Origin of the sequence: Myxococcus hansupus (genome assembly GCF_000280925.3) — a bacterium.
GTDB classification, from domain to species: Bacteria; Myxococcota; Myxococcia; order Myxococcales; family Myxococcaceae; genus Myxococcus; species Myxococcus hansupus.
The window spans coordinates 6,024,580-6,041,018 of sequence record NZ_CP012109.1 but is presented as its reverse complement, the minus strand read 5'-3'; the positions used below and the strand labels follow the sequence as shown (position 1 = coordinate 6,041,018).

General features: G+C 68.5%; 15 protein-coding genes. 6 read left to right on the top strand and 9 right to left on the bottom strand.

The annotated features are described in order from the left end of the window. Window positions 1-32 precede the first annotated feature (32 nt). The 3 genes from A176_RS23370 to A176_RS23360 form a co-directional block, all read right to left on the bottom strand. Entirely contained in the window at window positions 33-767 is a 735-nt protein-coding gene (locus A176_RS23370) for a VOC family protein (RefSeq protein WP_002636348.1), read from the bottom strand. 174 nt (window positions 768-941) lie between these two features. Then, on the bottom strand, window positions 942-2,141 hold the full coding sequence (locus tag A176_RS23365; protein ID WP_002636347.1) for an SGNH/GDSL hydrolase family protein: 1,200 nt from the start codon (window positions 2,139-2,141) through the stop codon (window positions 942-944). Between the two features lie 195 nt (window positions 2,142-2,336). Further along, complete coding sequence (locus tag A176_RS23360) at window positions 2,337-4,463, bottom strand: S8 family peptidase (RefSeq protein ID WP_044890738.1); 2,127 nt, start codon at window positions 4,461-4,463, stop codon at window positions 2,337-2,339. Window positions 4,464-4,769: 306 nt separating this feature from the next. Between A176_RS23360 and A176_RS23355 the strand changes: the two genes are divergently transcribed. After that, entirely contained in the window at window positions 4,770-5,072 is a 303-nt protein-coding gene (locus tag A176_RS23355) for a hypothetical protein (RefSeq protein ID WP_002636344.1), read from the top strand. A 49-nt stretch (window positions 5,073-5,121) separates the two neighbouring features. Here the strand turns inward: A176_RS23355 and A176_RS23350 are convergent, their stop codons facing one another. Next, complete coding sequence (locus A176_RS23350; RefSeq protein ID WP_002636343.1) at window positions 5,122-6,006, bottom strand: bifunctional 5,10-methylenetetrahydrofolate dehydrogenase/5,10-methenyltetrahydrofolate cyclohydrolase; 885 nt, start codon at window positions 6,004-6,006, stop codon at window positions 5,122-5,124. A 219-nt stretch (window positions 6,007-6,225) separates the two neighbouring features. On the opposite strand from A176_RS23350, the gene A176_RS23345 reads away from it, so the two are divergent. The 3 genes from A176_RS23345 (at window position 6,226) to A176_RS23335 (ending at window position 8,148) form a co-directional block, all read left to right on the top strand. Next, window positions 6,226-7,032 carry a GNAT family N-acetyltransferase gene (locus A176_RS23345; RefSeq protein ID WP_002636342.1) on the top strand — a complete coding sequence of 269 codons (807 nt, stop codon included), beginning with the start codon at window positions 6,226-6,228 and terminating at the stop codon, window positions 7,030-7,032. A gap of 79 nt (window positions 7,033-7,111) precedes the next feature. Further along, on the top strand, window positions 7,112-7,795 hold the full coding sequence (locus A176_RS23340; RefSeq protein WP_002636341.1) for an iron-containing redox enzyme family protein: 684 nt from the start codon (window positions 7,112-7,114) through the stop codon (window positions 7,793-7,795). Window positions 7,796-7,887: 92 nt separating this feature from the next. Continuing rightward, window positions 7,888-8,148, top strand: coding sequence for a DUF3892 domain-containing protein (locus A176_RS23335; RefSeq protein WP_044890763.1), 261 nt, complete (start codon window positions 7,888-7,890; stop codon window positions 8,146-8,148). 70 nt (window positions 8,149-8,218) lie between these two features. Here A176_RS23335 and A176_RS23330 read toward each other — a convergent pair whose 3' ends face one another. The 3 genes from A176_RS23330 to A176_RS23320 form a co-directional block, all read right to left on the bottom strand. After that, window positions 8,219-9,301 carry a helix-turn-helix transcriptional regulator gene (locus A176_RS23330; RefSeq protein WP_002636339.1) on the bottom strand — a complete coding sequence of 361 codons (1,083 nt, stop codon included), beginning with the start codon at window positions 9,299-9,301 and terminating at the stop codon, window positions 8,219-8,221. Between the two features lie 194 nt (window positions 9,302-9,495). Next, the gene (locus A176_RS23325) at window positions 9,496-11,388 is read right to left on the bottom strand and encodes a methyl-accepting chemotaxis protein (protein ID WP_002636338.1); all 1,893 of its coding nucleotides are present in this window, start codon (window positions 11,386-11,388) and stop codon (window positions 9,496-9,498) included. Between the two features lie 23 nt (window positions 11,389-11,411). Continuing rightward, window positions 11,412-11,948: a PDC sensor domain-containing protein gene (locus tag A176_RS23320; RefSeq protein WP_002636337.1), complete on the bottom strand. Its 537-nt coding sequence runs from the start codon at window positions 11,946-11,948 to the stop codon at window positions 11,412-11,414. A 296-nt stretch (window positions 11,949-12,244) separates the two neighbouring features. On the opposite strand from A176_RS23320, the gene A176_RS23315 reads away from it, so the two are divergent. Both A176_RS23315 and A176_RS23310 read left to right on the top strand, forming a co-directional pair. Further along, window positions 12,245-12,925 carry a hypothetical protein gene (locus A176_RS23315; protein WP_002636336.1) on the top strand — a complete coding sequence of 227 codons (681 nt, stop codon included), beginning with the start codon at window positions 12,245-12,247 and terminating at the stop codon, window positions 12,923-12,925. 159 nt (window positions 12,926-13,084) lie between these two features. Beyond that, the gene (locus tag A176_RS23310) at window positions 13,085-14,113 is read left to right on the top strand and encodes a pirin family protein (protein ID WP_044890739.1); all 1,029 of its coding nucleotides are present in this window, start codon (window positions 13,085-13,087) and stop codon (window positions 14,111-14,113) included. Between the two features lie 15 nt (window positions 14,114-14,128). On the opposite strand, the gene A176_RS23305 is transcribed toward A176_RS23310, so the two are convergent. Continuing rightward, entirely contained in the window at window positions 14,129-15,145 is a 1,017-nt protein-coding gene (locus A176_RS23305) for an AraC family transcriptional regulator (protein ID WP_002636334.1), read from the bottom strand. 39 nt (window positions 15,146-15,184) lie between these two features. Then, the gene (locus tag A176_RS23300; protein ID WP_002636333.1) at window positions 15,185-16,366 is read right to left on the bottom strand and encodes an SMP-30/gluconolactonase/LRE family protein; all 1,182 of its coding nucleotides are present in this window, start codon (window positions 16,364-16,366) and stop codon (window positions 15,185-15,187) included. Between the last annotated feature and the right edge of the window lie 73 nt (window positions 16,367-16,439).

Sequence of the window (16,439 nt, the reverse complement as noted above, 5' to 3'; positions counted from 1 at the left end):
GAGGTGAGATGGAGCACGCGGTCCTCGCTGGCTCAGGCGCGCCGGGACTTCTTCTTGTCGGTGGTGGTGGCTGTGTCCCCAAGCCACTTCTCCAGGCCTTCGGCGGCCCCCAGTTCACCGGCGAGGAGGTCTCGTTCATGGGCGGCCAGCGGCAGTGCCTGGAGCTGTTGCCGGAGGGACTTCCCCGAGGCGGCGTCGTCCATGGCAATGGCCAGCTCCAGACGCGCGGCAATCGCCCGGGCCCGGTCCACCACGGGGGCCTCCGCGCCGAACTTGGCGAGCGCGATGTCGAGCGCCCGCGCAGCGGCTTTGTCGTCGTTCTTGAACTCTCGGAGGATGCGGGCGTTGTCGATGGCCTTGGCCAGCCCCGTGAGCTTCTTCGAACCGCCGTACTCGAGTTCCTCGGGTTCATCCCGCTGGATGAAGAGGATGTTGTTTCCGCTGGGGTCAACCAACGAGAAACGGCTCTGTCCGGGGCGGAAGCGGGTGATGCGCGGGCGTCCGGTGCCGAGGACCTTGCCGTACTTCGCTCGCAGCGCCTCGGTGAAGACCCGGTGGTAGGGCTCCACGGCGTCGACCATGACCAGGCACCCGCCCGAGTTCTCCTCTGCGGGGTCGAGGCCCTTCGAGGCCTTGCCGAAGTGCAAGTCCACGTTTCGCCAACGCAGCGCCAGATACAGATACGGCTTGGTCATCTGGTACGTCACGACGAAGCCGAGCGCTTGATAGAACTCCAGCGTGGCCTCGGCTGAGACACACGGCAGCAAGGGAACGGACGTTTCCGTGCCGCTGATAGCGGATGCGGGTGACGTGGGCGAGGGCATGCCACGAAGGATACGCGAGCACCGCTGTGCTCGCATTCGAATTCACGCCATGTATTGCGTTTGGGTCTCTGTGTATGCGTATGGCAGCCCTATAGGACATACACGCGGACAGGTGCGTCATGGCCGGACCACATCCCGGATGAACTGGCCGAGCGCCGTGGCCATCTTCTGGTGTGTGGTGGCGGAGGGGTGCCAGTCCTCACCGACGCCGTCCGTCTCGGGAATCTGCACGGCCATGACATGGCGATAGACGCGGGCATCGCCTTGTTGCTGTCGCTCCGTCACGAGCTCGGTGAGCCAGTCGCCGACATGGACCGACGTCACAGTGCCGTTGTGTTCAATCTGCTTGTATCCATCCGTCATGCTGCCCAGCGTGCAGACAATGTGTGCCTGCGGGTGCAGGGTCCGAAGCCGCGCGAGGAACGTCCGATAGGCGGACTTGAACGCCGCTTCGTCGGGCAGGTATGCGTCGGTGCCGCTGCCAGCGAACGTGTCGTTGGTCCCCGCATTGACGACAATCACGTCCGGAGACTCACGCGAGAAGTCCCATCCGATGGAATGGTCCGGCACCGCGCGCTCGTAAATCGCAGGCACCAGCCCCGACGTGGACATGTCCAGGTTCCGGTACACCCCGTGGCCCGAGTAACAGATGAGCACCGGAGGCTCCGCGCCGAACTGCGCGGCCGTGAGCCAGCCATAGCTTCGCTTCGGATTCTGGTTCTTCGAGGTGAACGTGGGGGCGACCCAGGAGGGGGACTCCGGGATGAGAGAGACCTCCGTCCCATAGGCACAGGTGATGGAGTCCCCGACGAACTCCAGTCGAAGCCCCGCACGCGCGGGCGGCTCGCGCGGCTCGCCATGGACTTCCAGGGCCACGAGCTCATTGTGGCCCACCAGGGACTCGGTGCGTTTGGTCAGCTCCACCGTGTGGAGTCCCACCGCCAGCCCCGTGGCAAGCGGATAGGTGAACAGGCCGTTCTGCACGGCGAGCTGCCGGGGCGGTCCGCCATCCACGACGACGTCGAAGTAGGTGGTCCCTGTCTCTCCGCCCGTGCCCGCGTCATGGAGCTGCATCCGCGCGGCGTCACCCCAGAAGCGTGCTCGAATCGTCACGCCGGGGTGGGAGAAGACAACGCCCGTGTCCGAGCGGTACGTCCTCCCGATGTACTGCACCTTCGCGTCGGAGGCGGGGACGCTCACCCACGACAGCGTCTCCCCTCCTGGAGGCGGAACGCCGCTGTCGGAGGGGCCACCGGGGGGCCGAGGCGTTCCCGTGCACGCGCTCAGCGACAGGCCGACTCCAAGGGTGATGGTCATGATTCCCCGGGTCACAACGGCGGCCGGGCCGCGCGCGGCGTGCAGGCGTGTCCTCATGACGGAGGGATATCGCAAGAGTGACGTTCCTGCCCTGGGGAACCGGTCGCGTCGCCAACAGCGGCCGGGCCGCGGCTCCCCAGGGCTCCGGAGCGTCGCACGGGGCACGTCAACGCCGCGCCCGTGCGTGGCCTCGGCTCAAGGGCCGGTGAGGCGTTGGAGCGAAAGCGACGGCCGGTACCAGCTCCCTCCAGGGAAGCTCAAGGACGAGGAGGCCGGCATGACGCTCGGCGCGCCCCCCGAGCCGCTGACGGTGAACGTGCCCGCGGCCGAGGAGGCGACCGACGGCGTTCCGGCGCATCCCGGGCACAGGTTGGTCCCGGTGATGTAGTTCACGGGGAAGGAGAGTGACGTGCCACTGCTGTTCACCACCCCTTGGAGCCACGTCGGCGTGCTCCCCTGGTAGACGGTGATGTTGGCGACGTGCAGCGTCCCCTGGCTGGCGAAGGTGACTCCCCACCCGGACTCCAGCGGGTTGTACCAGGCGCCGGTCAGGTTCATCGCGGGCGCTCCGCTGCCGAACACGAACGGTTGGATGGGCTCATTGCCGGAGAGCCCACCCAGCGTCCAGTGGTAGCGGTACTGCCCGCCGCTGAGGACGATTCGCGTGGTGCCCACCACGGAGGTCGTCGCGCCCGAACCGCTCCAAGTGGTCCGCGTCAGGTCGCCCCGCCACTCGCCGGGCTGGGCCTGGAGGGAGCTGATGTACCAGATGGGGACACCCGCCGACGTATAGGTGAACCAGGTGAGGTAGAGCTGGTCGGAAGCGACGTGCTGGATGTCGATGGCGTTGCCGGAGCGCGCGGGGTTCCACCAGAGCCCCTGGGTGGGGCGCGCCGGCAGGTTCGTGTAGATGGCCGCCGCGGCGTTGACCCGGCCGGTACCGCAGTTGCCGGCGCAGCTCGGGACGGCGGTCGCGGTGCTCGTGATGCGTGCCGCGACCTGGGCCGGCGTCATGGACGGCTTCTGCGACAGCATCAGCGCGGCGATGCCCGCGACGTGCGGCGAGGACATCGAGGTGCCCGACAGGTACCGGTGACAGTAGTCACCCGGGACGAGCACCGTGCTGGGCTTGCCAGTGGCCCAGGCGGAGAGAATCTGGTCGGTGCCGCTGACGTAGGGGTCCAAGGTGGGGTCGGCGGGGCAGCCAATGCCCTGGCCATACAGACTCGCGCTGGCGAGACCTCCCGGCGCAATCACGTCCACGCGGCTGCCGCGTGTGCTCCAGGCGGCCATGCCGCCGGACTGGGTGCTGGCGCCCACGGCGATGACGCCGGTGCACGAAGCGGGTGTCACGTTCGCGGCCTGGTGGCCCACGGCTCCGTCATTGCCCGCCGCCGCGACGAGCACCACGCCCTTGCTCAAGGCGTAGTTCACCGCGTTCTGCGTGTCCGGGAAGCTGGAGCAGGGATAGACCTGCGAGGGCGCATTGGGGTTGTAGCCCGTGCCGAAGCTCATGTTGATGACACGCGCCCCGTTGTCCGCCGCGTAGCGGATGGCGGCATTCACGGCGGCCATGTCGATGGTGCCGCTGCTCGTCGAAATCTTGAGCGGCATGAGCTGGCAGCCCCAGCAGACACCGGCTCCGCCCACGCCATTGTTCGTGCGGGCCGCGAGGATGCCCGCCACGTGCAGGCCGTGATGCCAGGTCCCCGTGTCATAGGGATTCGCGTCCCCGTCCCCGAAGTCGTAGCCCGTCGTCCAGCGGCCCATCAGGTCCGGGTGGTCCAGCCGGCCCGTGTCGAGCACCGCGATGGTGACATTGCCCGTGACGGTGTCCCAGGCCTGGGGCAGGCCCATGGCGGGGTAGTTCCACTGCTGGGGATACAGCGGGTCGGACGGCGTGGCGAAGAGCTGGAAGTAGAGGTTCTCGTGGGCGTATTCCACGTCCGGGTCGAGGCGCAGGGCGTCGATGGCGGCCAGTGTGAGCGCCTCTTCCTGGGCCACGGAGGACGCCGCGAGCGATGGCTCCCAGGCCAGCGACACCAGGGACGCGCCGCCGGGCAGCGCCTGGAGGTGCGCCGTCGTGTAGCCCTGGATGGAGGGCACGGCCTCGGGCGACCGCGCCTTGTTCGTGGGCTTCAGCTTCACGATGGCCTGGCCCGGGACGAACCGGCGCTGCGTTGCCCCGCGTGGCGCCGTGATGCCGGTGAGGGACGCGTCTGTCTCGGCGGGAATGGGCGCTTGGGGCTCACCGCCGCAGGCGGTCAACAACACGGATGTCACCAACGTCGAGAGCAGGGGTGCTCGCACAGCCTTGGTCATGCTGCCTCCAGGAGAAGTGTTTGGCGGCGGCACCATCGTGACCTGGCTGTCTGTGTGTCAATGAAGAGGGTGTGGCAGGGATTGCGGGCGAGGGCGGTTGCAGGTGGAAGTGAAAATTCCGATACGGAGACAGGGGAATCCTCGCGAGATGGGAACACATGTCTCGCGTTCTTCGAATGAAAGAAGGTTGTCGCCACGCGGTGTCAGGCGTTGTCGCGTCGTGAGTAAGGGGTTCTCCTTATTTCGTGCAGGGGGCGGTCTTCCGTAATGCTTGCGCCTCCACTGCTCACGCGGAGGTGTCTCCAGATGAAGAAGCTGCTTGCGATGATGTGTCTTGCCCTGGGAGTGACGGCCTGTGGTGGTCCGGTCATCGAGGAAGCGGAAGCCTCCTTCGAAACCGATGAGCAGGCTTTGTGTCCCACGGGGTGCCCCGCCGGAACCACGTCCATGGGCTACCACTGGGTCTGCACCGGCCGGACGACGAGCGCGTGCAGGTCGGGCTTCGAGGAGGAGACGCTCTACTGCTACGACAGCTCGACAGGGATGGTCGTGTCGGGTGGAACCACGTGCCGCACGCGGTGTGGCTGCCTGGTCCCCGAACCCATCTGAGCGAACGACTCACCAGGACGGCTCACGGTGAGCCGTCCCGAGGCGGGGCTCAGTCCTGCTGGGCCCGAGCCTGTCGCGCGGCCTGAATCGTGTTGGCCAGCAGCATGGTGATGGTCATCGGGCCCACGCCTCCCGGGACGGGGGTGATGGCGCTGGCGATGGGCAGGAGCGCGTCGTAGTCGACGTCTCCCACCATCCGGTAGCCGCGCGGAGCGCCCGCGTCGGGAACGCGGTTCTGCCCCACGTCGATGACGACGACCCCGGGCTTCACCATGTCCGCGGTGATGAGGTTCTGCTTCCCCACCGCGACGATGAGGATGTCCGCCTGTCGCGTGAAGGACGCCAGGTCCGGCGTGTGGCGGTGGGTGAGGGTGACGGTGGCATCGGGGCCGGGGGCCATCAGCAGCGAGGCCAGCGGCTTGCTGACGATGAGGCTGCGTCCCACGATGACCACGTGCTTGCCACGGGTGGGGATGTCCTCCCGGCGGAGCATCTCCATGATGCCCGCGGGGGTGCAGGGCACGAAGGCCCGCGGGTCTCCCACGAAGGCGAGGCCCGCGTTCACCGGATGGAAGCCATCCACGTCCTTGGCGGGATGGATGTGCTCCAGCACGGCCTTGTACGGCAGGTGCGCGGGGAGCGGGAGCTGCACGAGGATGCCGTGGACGGAGGCGTCGTTGTTCAGGCGGTCGATGACGGCGAACAGCTCGTCCTTCGAGACGTCCTCGGGCAGTGTCAGCGTCTGGCCGCGCATCCCCAGCGCCTCGCACGCGCGTGTCTTGCTGGCGACGTAGGCCTGGCTCGCGGGGTTGTTGCCCACCAGCACCACGGAGAGGCCCGGTGTCACGCCCGCCGCCTGGAGGGCCGCGACTTCCTGGGCCATCTCCGCCCGCATCACCCGGCTGATTTCCGTTCCATCGAGGGTCCGCGTCATGCGCGGCTTCTTACGCCAGATTTCCCAGGTTGGGGCTCCGCTTCTTCAGGGCGCCCACCCGGGACGGGGGTTGGACGCACGCTCCCTGTCGTACCCCGGAGGCCCTGGATTCGCCGGGAGCGAAAAGGCACGCCCGTGCGCGCACTCGGGGTTTCGGCGGCGAAAGAAGGGACAAGGGACGGCGCGACGCCGGGCCTGCTTCGCCGCCAGGAGAAACCCATGACGTCCATCCAGTGTCGTGTTGCCACCACTCAGCGGGAACTCGACGACGCGGTCCGTGTCCGTTGGTCCGTTTTCGGAGGGGAGCTGGGGTTGATAACGGGATGGCTGCCCCCGTCGCGGCGCGAGGTGAGTTGCTTCGACACGCTGGAGACCACCGTGCACCTCGTCGTCTACGCGGACCGGGAGCCGGTGGCGACCTTGCGCCTGCTGCTGCCGAACCCGGAGGTGGCGGACGCCATCGGCGGGCGACTGGGGTTCGAGCTGGAGCAGAAGCTGGACCTGTCGAGCGTGGTGAGGCCGGGCATGGTGTTCGCGGAGACGTCGCGCTTCTGTGTGCTGGACCGCTGGCGCCGCTCCGAGGTGGTGACCCGGCTGCACGCGGGCCTCTACGAGGAGAGCCTCCGTCGCGGCGTGACGCACTGGATTGCGTCCGCGAACCTGGACACGGACTCGCGCGAGGACGCGCTCCTGTCATGCCAGTTGGCGGCCTACCGGGGGTGGATGAGTCCGCGCTGGCGCGTGGATGTCCCCGACCCGGTGGAGGCGCCCGTCATCCCCACCAACCCCTACTACACGCCCATGGAGCGCATGCGGGCGCGGCGGGGGCTGCTGGACGGGCTGCGCGTGCCCCGGGCGCCAGCGCTCTTCGCCCGGAAGATGGGCGCGCGCTTCATCGCCGAGCCGCTCTACGACGCGAGCTTCCGCCGCTTCACCCTGCCGCTCGTCGCGGCGCTGGGTGAGATTCCCCGCGGCACCCTGGCGCGTTTCAGCGCGTTGAGCACGCCCCAGCGCTCCGCCGCCTAGGCCGCGACGCTCCCTTCATCCCCTTCCATTTCAATTCACAGACGCCGGGAACCCACAGGGCCCGGAACAGGAGACGTACGTGAGCACGCAAACCGAGCAGGCGGTGGGACTGGACTGGGTGTCGGCGCTGGCGCAGGAGGGCAGGGCGCTGGTGTCGGCGCTGGAGGTGCAGCCCGACGCGAAGCGCCTCTTCGCGGGCACCCTCGACAGGGAAGGCTACATCCACTACCTGATTCAGACGTACCACTACGCGCGCTGGAGCACGCCGATGCTGGCGCAGTCGGGGCACCGGCTGAAGCGTCAGGGCCGGCATCCGCACCTGGCGAAGCTGCTGGTGCAGAAGGCCGGCGAGGAGCGGGGCCACGAGCGGTGGTTGCTGTCGGACCTGAAGAACCTGGGCTGCCCCGAAGCGCACGTCGAGGCCGCGACGCGCAGGCCGGCGGTGGACGCGTACACCGGCTGGAACTTCTTCACGTCCCGCTCCGGCGTGCCCACCGCCTTCCTGGGCACCGCGTATGTGCTGGAGTACCTGTCCCAGACGTGCGCGACGGGCGTGGTGGAGCGGCTCATCGCCGCGGACACCATCCCGAACATTCGCAAGTCCGTCACCTTCTTGCGCAGCCACGGCGCGCTGGACGGAGACCACGTGGCGGAGTTGGAGTCGGTGCTGCGGACGCTGACGGACCCGGAGGACCAGGCGGCGGTAATCTTCTCCGCTCGCGTCACGCGTTGCATCTACCCGGGCATCTTCCGCGAGCCCTGAACGGGCGCATACCCCGGCGGTGGTAGAGACACTCCCTCGCGCGCGGGTGATCCTCCCTTCGCAGCATGGTCAGCGAAGTGGGAGGCGTCTTCATGCGTTACATCACCCAAATCCACCTCGAAGGCGGAGCGCTCCACGAGCACATCGCCCGCCTTCGTTGGAAGGAGGGGAACGTGGTGGGTGAGGCCAGTTGCGAGGAACTGGTCCATTGGGTCAAGAGCGGAGGGGATGCCCGGGTGGAGACCCGGCCGACGGACGTGCGAATCGAGGTCATCGACGCGCGGCCGCCGTACCTCCGGACGAAGGCGAACGGCGTGCTGACGGACAACCTGCTGGAGCTGCCACGTTTCTGAGCGGCACGGCGGACTGCATCACCGTGGGCGGGCTCGACGGCGTGGGACAGGTCGAGCCCGCTCGGGTCTTTCAGAGGGGCTTGTTGAGGTGGGCCGCCTGGTAGAGGAAGTCGGTTCGGTTGTCCGTGCCCAACCGCTTGAAGATGTCACGCACGTGCGTCTTCACCGTGTCCTCGGAGACGTTGAACTCGGCGGCGATCTGCGCGTTGCTCCAGTTGCGGAGCATGCCCTTGGCGATTTCGATTTGCCGCGGGGTGAGCTCCAACCGCATGGTTTCGGGGAGGGGAATGGACACGGGGACCTCATGGAGCGTGAGGGCCCACTGCCGCGGGCCTTCGGCTTCAGGCAATTCGACGAACCGCACCACCCGGTACGAATCCCCATGGAGGGAAATCCACGGGTTGCTAGCGAGCCGCGCGTCCGCGTCCATGCCCACCAGCGCCTCCAGCCGCTCCTTGAGGACGTTCGGGAGGCCACTGGAATGGAAGTCAGCGGCGGTGAACCACCGCTCCAGCAGCACGGTGGCGCGCGGGGTGCGGACCACCTCGCGCACGCCGGGCGTGACGACGAGGTACGCGGAGTCCGTCCGGCTGTACAACTCCTCCAACAGGCGCGCCCCGGTCGCGACGGTCTGCATTTCCTGCGAGTTGCGCATGGCATTGAAGAAGTGCCGCGTGAGGCTGGACATCAGCGCGGCCTCCTGGTCGGAGAAGGAGCGCAGGCGGTCCCGGTAGAGGGTGAAGGCGCCCAGGAGGTTCGGCAGCACCGGAATCAGAACGGCCATGACGTGCTCCAGGCTCAGGTCCAGCTCCTTGCTGCGCTGGTAGAGCGCGCTGCTCTCCAGGTCCCTCCGGGCGAGCATCTGCTCATCCCGGAGCACCACGGTGGGCTGCGCGAAGATGGGGGCCCGGACGAAGTCGGAGTCCGCCCACCGGGGATACTCATCGAGCAGCGGGAGGCGGGGCCCCGGCGTCAGCCAGCGGAAGTCCACGACGGGGGCCGTGGTGATGAGGCACAGGCCCAGGTAGTCCGCGGGCGCGAGCGCCAGCAGATGTTCCCGGGCGGCCTCGAGCGCCTTGGGAAGGGACAGCGTGCTGTTGAGGGCCTCGATGACCTTGTCTCGAAGGATTAATTCGTGCGAGGTGAAATTCATCAACGCGAGCTTCCTTCCTGCCTGCTCAGGCGTCCCCTCGGGTCCGTCTGGTTGTCAGGCCCATGAATAGGCTCGCGCTGAAAGTCTGTCCCTCACCCCCCAGTGGTAGCGGCCCTGTTTGACGCCAGATTCCTGGGCCTGCCTGGCGTCCTGCGAGGAAATGCCGCGTCTACGGAGGGACGCCCCCCGGAAGGTCAGACGCGGTAGGTGCCCGCGGCCACTTCCATGCGCTGCGCCACGTCGCGCAGCGTCTGTGTGGTCTGCTGGGTCTGCTTCATGCCCTGGAGCGTTTCGTCCATCATCCGGGACAGGTCCGTCACGGCGGTGAAGATTTGCGCGACGCCCGCGTTCTGCTGGTTCACCGCGGTGGCGATCTGCTGCGCGGCATTGGCGTTGTCCTGGATGATGCCGGCCAGCGCGCGGAGGCTTTCTCCGCTGGTCCTCACCTGGGCCAGTCCGGACTCGGCGCGCCGCTGGCCTTCTTCGGACAACGCGGCGGTGGCGCCGATGGCGCGTTGGATGTCCTCCAGGATTTCGCGGACGCGGCCGGTGGAGCTGATGGACTGGTCCGCCAGGCTTCGGATTTCCCGCGCCACCACGCCAAAGCCCTTGCCGTGTTCGCCGGAGCGAACCGCTTCGATGGCGGCGTTGAGCGCCAGCATGTTGGACTGGTCCGCCAGGTCCTTCACCGTCTGGGTGATGCCGCCAATCTGGCGCGTGCGCTCCTCCAGGGAGGAGATGCTGCTGGCCACCAGGCCCACCTGCTCCCGCAGGTGTTCGAAGCCCTGGAGGCTGGCGTTGACGTTGGCCTCGCCCGCGGCGCCGACCTCGCGGGCCCTGGTGGTGACGCCGAGCACTTCCTGTGAGCGGTCCGCGGCCATGAGGGACGTCTGCTTGATTTCCTGCGCCGTCACCTGCGTTTCCTGGAGCGCGGCGGCCTGGCGGGACAGGTTGCGCTCCTGCTGCGCCGAGGCGCTGGTCAGCTCGGCCACCGTCTGGCCCAGCACGCGCGTCGCCTGCTGGAGGCTGGCGGTGGACTCGCGCAGGTGGGTCATCATCCGGGAGAAGGCCGCGGCGAGCTCACCGACCTCGTCCTTCCGGTGGGACAGCTCCACCCGCAGGGTGAGGTCCCCTTCGCGCACGATGCGGCCCACCACGTCGCTGAGCGAGGTGATGGGCCTCGTCACGCTTCGCGCCAGCCACCAGGAGCCCAGCATGCTCGCGAACAGCGCGACCAGGGCCAGGATGCGCGCGATGAAGGCGCCGCGCTTGAGCGGGGTGTAGGCCTCGTCGGGCGACACGGTGGCCACGAAGCGCCAGCCGTCTCCGATGTCCACCACCGTCCGGTCATCCAGGGCCTCGAACCGGAGCGCGTCGGCGACGCGGACGTCGCCTTCCTGGCGGGAGTCGAACAGCGGCGTCCCCTCCGCCGTGAGGACCTCCAGCGCGAAGCTCCGTTGGCCTCGCGAGTGCGCGCGCGCCAGCACGTCCTCGACCTCCGCGCCGACGCGGCCCCAGTCATAGGCCGCCAGCAGGATGCCGATGCGCGCGCCACTGATGGGGCTGAGCACTGGCACCGCGAAGGGGAGCACGCGCTTCTGGAAGAAGGGGTCCACCTGGGTGAGCGCGTGGCCGTCCAGCCGGTCCTCCAACGCGCCGCGGAACCACGTCGTCTCCCGCACCTCGCGCTCGCGGTTCGCGAAGGACTCCAGCAGCCCGGGTGCGCTGGCGGAGAGGGCGCGGCCGTCCTCTGAGAAGAGCACCAACCCCGCGAAGGACGCATGGCGCTTCTGGAGCGAGGCGAGCACCGCGTCGCTCTTCTCGAACGTGTCGAACAGCAGCGCGCCGCGCACGATGGAGTCCTCGGCCCAGCTTCGCGCGTTGCCTTCGCGCTCCGTGACGGCTGCCTCCACCAGCTCCCGCAGGCCTTCGGCTTCGGCTTGCAGGGTGGCGTGAATCTGTTCCTTCAGGGCCTCTTCGGCGAAGTGGTTTCCGAAGAGGTTGAGAGGTGCGATGGCACCGATGACCAGCAGGAACACGGCCAGCGTGAGCCGGGCGCGCAGCTTCAGTCCGTCAAGGAAGCGCATGGGAGAGCGAGCCAGCAGATGAATCAGAGGTCCATCAACGAGATGCCGACGGAGAGCGCGCCAATGGTCCGGCCGCCGTCTCGAACCGGGAAGGAGACCTGGAGGACGAAGGACTGCGAGGACTCGTCGAAGAAGGGCTTCTCCCGCAGCTCCTTGCCCGTCGTGTAGGGCACCTGGAACTTCTCTTCGTCGCCCTGCCAGTAGTCAGACGTGCGCCGCGTGGAACCCACCAGCGCGCCCAGCCGGTCCATGGCGAAGGCCTCGGCGATGACATGCCCCAGCTTCGCCCGGTGCCGGTTCAGGATGCGTGAGCAGTGACTGGCCAGCACCTGTTCCTTGAAGGGCGTCAGCGCCGGGGTGGCCATCCAGGCGGTGTCTTGCTCGCGGATGGTCTCCAGGGATTCACGGCGTGCGTTCTGGGCCCGGATTGCCTGGATGACCTCGGGGTCCGTGGCCATGCGCTGAAGCGCGGGAATCAGCCGGTCCACCTTCTTCACCTGCGCCGCGCCGTCCGCTGGCATCTGGGCCAGCACCGCGAGCGCCAAGCTGAACCACGACATTCGCACCTCATCCCCGAAGCAGCGTCACCGGGCCGGGTGACGCGCCGCTCGCGCTGCGTCGCGCGTGCGCAGCCAGTGTGTCACAAACATTTGTGTGAAAACAAAACCCGGGAGAGGGAGTCGGCGCTGACTCGCGCGTGGGTTCGCGTGAGCGAACTGTTGCACCCCTCAGGAATTTGAAATCGGTAGGGTGGAAAAGACGGTCTTTCGAGGTGCAACCACGGTGTTTCTCGAAAGCCGCGACCTGGCATCGGCATTGCTTCGGCGCGGGGCGTCATCCGAGGGAGCCCTTCACCATGGATTCGAATCACTTGCGTCTGCTCTTCACCCGGACGCTCCGCGCCCTGCCCGTTGCGGATTCGTTACAGGCGGTGCCGCTGGAGTGCGTGCTCGGGGGGGCCGCGTTCGAGGCGCTGACGCCCGCGAAGGATTTGCGCAATGCCAGTCAGCTTTCGGGGCACGACCTGTCGCGGCTGCGCGAGGAGCTGACGTTTCACGGCGCGGAGGTCACCCACCAAGGCGCGGCGCTCGTGAGCGCGTTGGAGGACGTGCTTCGCGGGGTGGGGGGCGAAGAGCCCTCGGCGCCGCAAGTGGAGTCGCTGGCCCCGCGCTCGCTGTTCGCGGTGGCGCTGGACAACGCGGCGGACGGCTGCGTGCGCGAGACGTTTGGGGCGTTGGTGGCGCAGCATCAGGCCTTGCACGCGCGGGACGGCGAGGTGCGCGCGTTCATGGCGCGCATCGCCGAGGACGAGACGCGGCGCGCGGAGCTGTCCTGGAAGGTGGACCGGTGGGTGCAGGACCGGCTCTCCGATGCCGAGCGGGACGTGCTCCGGTTGGTGAAGCAACGCGCGTCGGAGGCGTTGCGCGCCGAGGCCGCCGTGCCGCTGCACCCCGTGCTCGTATCGGAGGCAGGGCTGCCCGCGCCCGAGGTCGCGGTGGAGTTGGTGGACTCGCTCGCCCGGGAGTTGTGGGCCTGACGCTCCAGTCGCGGAAGGGGCCTTCGTCGGAGGATGCGGCGTCCTGCTCGGGACTGTCAGGCTGCCCGGCTGCTCACTCGCGCTGGCGGTGGCCTTGCGTCCGGGCATGCGCCCCATCAAGCCGGGCGGCGCGACAGGCTGGCTGTTAGTGTCGGGGGCATGAGTCAGCAGCCTGAAGCCGTCCTTCGTGTGGAGCCGCTCGGTGGCATGCCGTGGCGCACGCCCGACCCGTTTCTCTTCTGCGTGCATCACAACGACAAGTACCCCACGGGAAATGAGCGCATGGGGCCGTCCGCCTCGCTCGCGGGCCGGAACATCGGCCAGGACTTCGAGGGGCGGGACGGCTGGAACATGTACCACGGCAGCGTGGTGCCCGGCTTTCCCCAGCACCCGCACCGTGGGTTCGAGACAGTCACGGTGGTGCGCAGTGGCCTGCTCGACCACTCGGACTCGCTGGGCGCGGCGGCGCGCTTCGGTGGGGGGGACGTGCAGTGGCTGACGGCGGGCGCGGGCATCAACCACTCGGAGATGTTCCCGCTGCTCCAGCGTGAGCAGCCGAACCCGGTGGAGTTGTTCCAGATCTGGCTCAACCTGCCGCGCGCGAACAAGCTCGTGGCGCCTCACTTCTCCATGCTGTGGCGTCATGTCATCCCCCGGCAGGTCGCGACGGATTCGGAAGGCCGCACCACCGAGGTCACGGTGGTGGCCGGGGCGCTGGGCGACCTGAAGGCGCCGCCGCCACCGCCGAAGTCCTGGGCGGCGCAGGCGGAGGCGGACGTGGCCATCTGGACGTTGAAGCTGGCCCCGGGCGCGCGGTGGACGCTGCCCGCGGCGGCGCCTGGCAGCAACCGCATGCTGTATTTCTTCCTCGGCTCCGGACTGCGCGCGGGCGGCCGGACGATTCCGGCCGGGCACAGCATCGACCTGCGTTCGGACGTGGCCGTGGAGCTGGAGAACGGCGCGGACACCGCGGAGTTGCTGATGCTCCAGGGCCGGCCCATTGGGGAGCCCGTCGTTCAGTACGGACCGTTCGTGATGAACTCGCGCCAGGAAATCCAGCAGGCCTTCGCGGACTACCAGCGCACCGGCTTCGGTGGCTGGCCGTGGCCCAACAACGACCCGGTCCACGCGCGTGAGGAGGGCCGCTTCGCCCGCCACGCGGATGGGCGCATCGAGCGGCCGACCTGAGACAGTCTCCGGGCGCTAGCTGGGGTGTTGGCGAAACGCCCGAGGTGACGTTCCGTACCAACGTTTGAAGGCGCGGCTGAAGGCGCTGACCTCGGAGAACCCCAGCAGGAAGGCGAGGTCGGACACGCTGACGCGCGGATCCATGAGGTGGGTCCGCGCGGCGGTGCGCCGGACCTCGTCGATGAGCTCGCTGAAGGACACCTGCTCCTCCTCGAGTCGCCGCCGCAAGGTCCGCTCCGTGGTGCCCAGCCGCTGGGCCACGGACGCCATGCGGGGTTCGCCTTCGCTCAGCAGCTCCAGGATGGAGGAGCGCACGCGGTCCGTGAACGACTGGCTCGCGCGCAGGCCTCGGAGCTGGGACGTCGCGTATCGCTCGAAGAAGGCGCCCATGGGCTCCTTCGTCCCGGCGGGCGGCCGGTCCAGCACCGACGTAGGGACGATGAGCCCTTCCCAATCCGCCTCGAAGCGGACCGTGCGGAAGAAGCGGCGGTGCGTGGCCACGGGATTCGGCGCGGGATGCCGGAAGGCCACTTCGACGGGGTCGAAGTCCAGCCCGCTGGCCAGCCGCAGCACGTGGAGGATGCTCGCGATGGAGTTCTCGTTCATCACGCGCATGCCCAACCCCGGGGCGCTGACGCGGACGAATTGGAGCCGCAAACCCTCGCGCTCCTCCGACAGGAGGATGCGCGCGGTGTCCGCCAGCAGCGCGTAGTAGCGCACCGCGCGGTGGATTCCTTCACGGACGCTGGTGGAGGTGATGGCCGCGAAGCCGACGACGCCCAGGTCGCCCGGCGAAATCATCTCCGCGAACTGGATGGGGACGGCGGGGTCCCCGAGCGTGCGCACCACGTGCTCCCAGAACCGCAACGCGGGACCGAAGGACAGCCGCGCATCCGGGTCCGTCAGCGTGCGGCGGTCGGTCTGCATGATGCGCAGGACGTCGCTCTCCCGGAATCCGCGGGAGAGCGCGTAGCCCAGCATCTGATTGCCCAGCGCCGTGCCATAGGTGCCGCGCAGAAGGGAGTCGTCCATCGCGTGAGCGAGGAAGACTCCCAAACGCCTCTGGGAGCGTCAAGGCACGGGCACGCGTGCAATCCCTTGTCCGGAGAGGGTGCCCACGTAGAGCCACGCGCCCTGCGGCACCGCGGTGCTGAGCGGGAACAAGCCCCCGGTGGCGTCGTGGAAACTGCGCACGAGGTTGCCTTGCGCATCATGCACCGTCACCAGCACATGCGGCGCGATGGGGAAGCCGGCGACGAGCTGCTCGTAGGTGAAGTTCTGGAGGAGCCCCAGCCGCTGCTCGGCGCTTCCGGAGAGCGCGTCCAGTTCATCGGTGCGCAGGTAGCCCGTTGTCCAGAGGTGGCCCTGGGCATCGAGGGTGATGTTGTCCGGGGTGACGGGGAGGTTCTCCACGAAGGGCTCGGTCGTGCCCGCCCGTGCGCCGGAGAGCCAGTGCCGGAGCACCCGCCCGCGGAAGGTCTCCGCGATGAGCACCGCGCTCTCATCCGCCGTCACCGCCACGCCGTTGGCGAAGTAGATGTCGTCCACGAGGACACGGACTTCGCCCGTGGTGGGCTCGTACGCGACGACGCGGCCGTTGGGCTTCCCTTCGAGGAAGTCGTACGGCCAGGCACTGCTGTACCGGGTGCTGGCATCCGTGAGGTACACGGTTCCATCCGCCGCGACGGCCAGCTCGTCCGCGTACTCGATGAGCGTTCCATCGACGCGGTCCGCGAGCGTGCGCACGACGCCGTCGGCGCTGATTCCGATGAGCCCTCGCCGTCCCGCGGCGACCAGCAGGTTGCCGCAGGAGTCAAAGGCCAGCCCCAGGGGACGCGCGTCGGGCAGGGTCGCCAACGCCGTGAAGGTCGCGGGGCGGCCCTCCGCGTCGATGGGGGCCCGCCAGACCGTTCCATCCTGGGTGCCGGTGTACAGCGTGCCTTGCGCGTCGAACACGATGTCTTCGGCGCCGCGGAGCAGCGTCTCCCCGAAGCGCTCCGCGTTCTCCAGTCCGCTGTTCACCGCGAGCGGCCCTTCGTAGGCGGGCGGTGCCGGCGTCGTCCAGGCGTTGACTTCCGTGGGGGCGCCCGCCGCGCGTTGCGAGCGCGCGGGTGAGGTGTCACGGGCAGCGAAAGGATGGCACCGGGTCAACGAGGGCGCGTCGTCCTCCACGACATCCGGCTCCTCGCTGTCGCAGCCCAGGGTCAACAACGTCGTCACGGCAAAGCGGCTCATCCACTTGAGTGTCTTCATGTCGAGCTTCCTCCTGCCGTCATAGGTAGAGGCTTCGACTTCCGGCGACTTGACTTCGGCGGCCACCGATTTG

Bases quoted from the DNA above. Each gene is read 5' to 3' on its own strand.
- A176_RS23350 (WP_002636343.1), bottom strand. From the start codon at position 6,006: ATGACGCGGACCCTCGATGGAACGGAAATCAGCCGGGTGATGCGGGCG.
- A176_RS23300 (WP_002636333.1), bottom strand. From the start codon at position 16,366: ATGAAGACACTCAAGTGGATGAGCCGCTTTGCCGTGACGACGTTGTTG.
- A176_RS23345 (WP_002636342.1), top strand. From the start codon at position 6,226: ATGACGTCCATCCAGTGTCGTGTTGCCACCACTCAGCGGGAACTCGAC.
- A176_RS23315 (WP_002636336.1), top strand. From the start codon at position 12,245: ATGGATTCGAATCACTTGCGTCTGCTCTTCACCCGGACGCTCCGCGCC.
- A176_RS23335 (WP_044890763.1), top strand. From the start codon at position 7,888: ATGCGTTACATCACCCAAATCCACCTCGAAGGCGGAGCGCTCCACGAG.
- A176_RS23355 (WP_002636344.1), top strand. From the start codon at position 4,770: ATGAAGAAGCTGCTTGCGATGATGTGTCTTGCCCTGGGAGTGACGGCC.
- A176_RS23330 (WP_002636339.1), bottom strand. From the start codon at position 9,301: ATGAATTTCACCTCGCACGAATTAATCCTTCGAGACAAGGTCATCGAG.
- A176_RS23320 (WP_002636337.1), bottom strand. From the start codon at position 11,948: ATGTCGTGGTTCAGCTTGGCGCTCGCGGTGCTGGCCCAGATGCCAGCG.
- A176_RS23325 (WP_002636338.1), bottom strand. From the start codon at position 11,388: ATGCGCTTCCTTGACGGACTGAAGCTGCGCGCCCGGCTCACGCTGGCC.
- A176_RS23310 (WP_044890739.1), top strand. From the start codon at position 13,085: ATGAGTCAGCAGCCTGAAGCCGTCCTTCGTGTGGAGCCGCTCGGTGGC.
- A176_RS23360 (WP_044890738.1), bottom strand. From the start codon at position 4,463: ATGACCAAGGCTGTGCGAGCACCCCTGCTCTCGACGTTGGTGACATCC.
- A176_RS23365 (WP_002636347.1), bottom strand. From the start codon at position 2,141: ATGACCATCACCCTTGGAGTCGGCCTGTCGCTGAGCGCGTGCACGGGA.
- A176_RS23305 (WP_002636334.1), bottom strand. From the start codon at position 15,145: ATGGACGACTCCCTTCTGCGCGGCACCTATGGCACGGCGCTGGGCAAT.